The following is a 3,559-nucleotide window of genomic DNA, read 5'->3' as shown; positions in this document are numbered from 1 at the left end:
AGCAAATTGAACAGTTTAGAGAATTACCACATTGATTCACTTTGGATTATCGTCTTGCATCAGTGCATCTAACTGAGCTAACAACTTCTCTACTTTGGATTTTTCCTTCTGATCATCCCACACTTTCGCTTTTTTGAAGCGTTGAAAAGTATCATCAACACGCTCTTTTATAGATGCCGATTCTGTTTGCTCTGATGATTCTGATTTAGACTGCTGCTCAATTTCTTGAATCTTACGCTTGATTTCGCTCAGTGAGAGATTGTAGGCGATCGCATCTTCTAAGAATTGAATTCTAGTTTTTTCATCTTGAATTCGGGCGATCGCTTAAAACCGGACTAAGCTACACTCCCACGTTGGATGGCAATTATTTAGTTTTCATGGTTCAGAAGTGTTTGCACTATGCTTTTTTGAGAGGCTGACGGGCGATGCCTACGGTGGCAAGCTACGCTGCGTGAATGCCTTGGCGGCAAAGGCTAAATTTGCAGATGGGGCATCATTTTTTATCAGCACAACCTTCTAAAACCTTATTCCCCAGGATAAAAACTGCCGAGTATGGATACTTTTTATCTGACATACCATCGCTACAGGCATCGACTTTTTTGATGATTAAGATATTGTTGCCTTTGCCTTGAAGTCGGTAAACTCGCACTAAATCTGCGGGACGCGCCTCTGCTTTTAGAGGTGTAACATAGGAGAAGGTTTGCTGTTTTGTGTCTGGCGAAGAGTAGACAATTCCCTTCTTGCTCACACTAACACTCCAAAAGGGTTCTGTACCCCTAGCGATGAATTCTTCACTACTCCTAGTTTCTGCAACAACGAGACTATTGCTATTAATAGATGATTCATTTGCAGTACTGGGACTGTTAGCTAGTAAGCTAGCGCCAAATAAGAGCAGAGTAACATAACAGATGAAACTTTTCATGTATCGAGGTATAGCTACTAATTTGCAATATTCTTGTATGTTATTGGACAACTGTAAATATCGGCACTCAAAAGACGTGGAACAGTTCTGCCCTAATGCTCCCCTCAAGTATCCGATTATCCTCTAAGAAAAGGCGATGCCTACGGCGGTAAACTACGCACCCTGGATCTCCTTTCCTATGAGTGAAAAATTGTTAATTGAGTGCAGCCGCTATCCCACTTCACAGCAAAAAACCCCAGCGTTAAGTACCGAGGTTCGGGGGAAATCTTTTCTATTAATGGTAGATACCGATACCGAAGGCGCAGGAATGTATGAGGTAGGCGATCGCCTTTGCTGTACTGGATCGCCTTTCCTCTTGCGAAAATTTCTAGATGAATTTCCTCATCCACTATGAATAATGCTGTCGAGTTGGAGTTCAAGATAGATAGTTTTAAATCCACTGTTGTTTGGGGATTCACCAATTTGGTAAAAACCGCGTTTGAGATAAAGCATCCGGGCTACATAAGAAGAAGGATGTTCCCAGGTATACAATCGTAAGTACCTTTTTGCTTTTGCTTGTGCTAGGTCGATGGTAAAGTCTAATAGCTCTTTTCCAATTCCTTTTCCTCGAAATTGTGATGCTACACAAAACCAGCCTAACCAGTCAGCTTCTTGTTCGTCTTCGCTTTTGCAATATAACCCAGTTAGCCCAATTACTTGGAAAGATTTTTCATCGATAGCAACCCAGTATTTGAGTTGGGTAATTCCACTGTCTGAAAACCATTGAGCATATTTATCTCGATATAAACTTGCCGCCAGCGATGGACTATCACTACTATTACTCACGCCTGGGAAAACTTCCTCTCTTAAGTGAATTGCTTGCTCCAGGGTTGCTATCGATAATGATTCAATGTACATAACACTAGTCACTCAAGCTTAAAGTAGCCATACCTATATCTAGGCTACTATCTCAATTAATCTGTAAATTTTTCGGTGAGCAGGCAGACTTAAGTGGGAACCATCATTGCTGCCATTCTCTCTCTTCATCTCGAAGAACTAATTCTACCCTAGCTTTCATACCTAATTTGCTTTTCCTCTTTCAGTTTGTTTTTCCTAGTTGAGCATGGCACCAAATCGAAACGAAATACGAGCAAGTCCTGAATCTGAATGTTGTTTTCGTAACTTGGCTCAGGTAAATACCAAAAGTAGTCCTGGCGCACATGATCCATCCGAAATCCGCACTTTTGATAAAAAGCAATGTTGGCGATACTTGAATTAGACGTGCCGACGAACATCTGCCTCTTGCCCCGTTGCCTCGCCTCTTGAATCAACCAAGCAAGGAACTCCTTACCTAAACCCTGCCTTTGAAACTCAGGGGCTATACCAAGCTCCATAATTTCGCAGGGATCGCTGCGCCATTTCATCGTTGCTGCACCAACCAAGTGTTCGCTGTCGTCCATGCGATATACAGCATCAACGAGGTTAGCAAGCCCCCATCGCAGCGCACGCTCCGATTGTTCTGCCAACAGTAGTATTGGAATCAGCGCTTCAAGTTCGTCGTCACGAGCTTGTCGAATAGCAATCGCCATTCATATTCCCCTTTAATCACATATTTATTTTTTAAAACTATAGTACCAAGTTGAATTAATAATCGATATAAACCAAGAAAAAGTAAATTAATCATCTACTATTAGATTGGCCAGTCGGTTTGTCTGAAGCCAGCAGAGCAATATTATTTAGAGCTGATTTAGCTGTAGTTCACTGTCAGCCCACAGAGTTAGATTTACAGTCAGCAAGCTTAGTGGTGCAGAGAACGGATGAACGCACCGTGTTCAAACCCTTGATCTGCTAATAATTTTACTTGGCATCCTGGTGGTAACATTCGCAGTGTGGTTTCCAAGACTGGACGATAATCTTCATAGCTGACTGGATATCAAAGCGAGAAAGCGTTTCGGCGCTATACGCTTCGCAGCGAACAAGAAACTGCGATCGCTGCCTACTATCATGCGATTGGCGAAGAAGTGGAGTAAGGTATGCTATGCCCAAGCCACTTGATCCGAAGTGTAAGTTATGCGCCAAATTACCAACAACTCAAGCTAAAGTTTTACATAGAACAGCAGGGGATGGTTGTTGGAATCCCAAAGTCTGTCATAATCGCCGTTCATTTTATCGCCACCGCTCCCAGAAGAATTCAGCAGAAATTGATTCAGTAACAGTCGAACCACCAGCAACATATTTTGCAGTGCTATATCTATCCCATCTTCCGCACTTCAAAACGTATTATGAACAATACAAAAATAGTTACTAAAAATATTCATATTATTAAGTATTAATATTGATAATAATTGTTTGCTGGACGATGCTTATAGCGATCGCTATATTTGGTCATCTTAGTATGTTACAAAGTGAAGTACAGAAAGTGGGATGATAAGTATTTTTGCTACTAAAGAAAGAGGGATGATCAAAAAAAGTGAGAGAATTAGGAATTAAACCAAAGAAATAAAATCTCACGCAAAAAATGGATTATCAAAAAAAAGAGATTGTAATTAATTTATACTTAAAATTGAAGTGCGGAATGTGGGATTTATGTGCAACAAACATTTCGGCAGATATTGAGTTCAAGTTAGAGATTTTGTGAGAAGTTGACCATCCAAAACC

Annotated in this window: 5 protein-coding genes and 1 pseudogene; 3 read left to right on the top strand and 3 right to left on the bottom strand. The window is 40.9% G+C overall.

Translation table 11 applies throughout. From position 1 onward, the window contains the following. Positions 1 to 493: 493 nt before the first annotated feature. Positions 494 to 922 carry a COG3650 family protein gene (locus tag IQ229_RS18355; RefSeq protein WP_194046170.1) on the bottom strand — a complete coding sequence of 143 codons (429 nt, stop codon included), beginning with the start codon at positions 920 to 922 and terminating at the stop codon, positions 494 to 496. A 136-nt stretch (positions 923 to 1,058) separates the two neighbouring features. On the opposite strand from IQ229_RS18355, the gene IQ229_RS18350 reads away from it, so the two are divergent. Further along, positions 1,059 to 1,316 (top strand): hypothetical protein, encoded by a 258-nt coding sequence (locus tag IQ229_RS18350; protein WP_228013549.1) that lies wholly within the window; start codon positions 1,059 to 1,061, stop codon positions 1,314 to 1,316. Here IQ229_RS18350 and IQ229_RS18345 read toward each other — a convergent pair. Together IQ229_RS18345 and IQ229_RS18340 are read right to left on the bottom strand one after the other, a co-directional pair. After that, the gene (locus IQ229_RS18345) at positions 1,304 to 1,819 is read right to left on the bottom strand and encodes a GNAT family N-acetyltransferase (RefSeq protein ID WP_194046168.1); all 516 of its coding nucleotides are present in this window, start codon (positions 1,817 to 1,819) and stop codon (positions 1,304 to 1,306) included. The two genes, IQ229_RS18350 and IQ229_RS18345, sit on opposite strands and share 13 nt — an antisense overlap. Before the next feature lie 149 nt (positions 1,820 to 1,968). After that, complete coding sequence (locus IQ229_RS18340) at positions 1,969 to 2,490, bottom strand: GNAT family N-acetyltransferase (RefSeq protein WP_194046167.1); 522 nt, start codon at positions 2,488 to 2,490, stop codon at positions 1,969 to 1,971. A gap of 333 nt (positions 2,491 to 2,823) precedes the next feature. On the opposite strand from IQ229_RS18340, the pseudogene IQ229_RS24730 reads away from it, so the two are divergent. Together IQ229_RS24730 and IQ229_RS18335 are read left to right on the top strand one after the other, a co-directional pair. Next, positions 2,824 to 2,931 (top strand): annotated as a pseudogene (locus IQ229_RS24730) (tyrosine-type recombinase/integrase); the annotation flags it as partial. Positions 2,932 to 2,939: 8 nt separating this feature from the next. Beyond that, positions 2,940 to 3,209 carry a hypothetical protein gene (locus IQ229_RS18335; RefSeq protein WP_409339944.1) on the top strand — a complete coding sequence of 90 codons (270 nt, stop codon included), beginning with the start codon at positions 2,940 to 2,942 and terminating at the stop codon, positions 3,207 to 3,209. Positions 3,210 to 3,559: the final 350 nt, after the last annotated feature.

It is taken from the genome of Nostoc cf. edaphicum LEGE 07299, from assembly GCF_015207245.1.
Classification (GTDB): domain Bacteria; phylum Cyanobacteriota; class Cyanobacteriia; order Cyanobacteriales; family Nostocaceae; genus Nostoc; species Nostoc edaphicum_B.
This window is presented reverse-complemented; position numbering and strand designations above follow the sequence as displayed.

Excerpts from the sequence above, each read along its gene's own strand:
- IQ229_RS18355 (WP_194046170.1), bottom strand. The coding sequence starts at position 922 with ATGAAAAGTTTCATCTGTTATGTTACTCTGCTCTTATTTGGCGCTAGC.
- IQ229_RS18350 (WP_228013549.1), top strand. The coding sequence starts at position 1,059 with ATGCCTACGGCGGTAAACTACGCACCCTGGATCTCCTTTCCTATGAGT.
- IQ229_RS18345 (WP_194046168.1), bottom strand. The coding sequence starts at position 1,819 with ATGTACATTGAATCATTATCGATAGCAACCCTGGAGCAAGCAATTCAC.
- IQ229_RS18340 (WP_194046167.1), bottom strand. The coding sequence starts at position 2,490 with ATGGCGATTGCTATTCGACAAGCTCGTGACGACGAACTTGAAGCGCTG.
- IQ229_RS18335 (WP_409339944.1), top strand. The coding sequence starts at position 2,940 with ATGCCCAAGCCACTTGATCCGAAGTGTAAGTTATGCGCCAAATTACCA.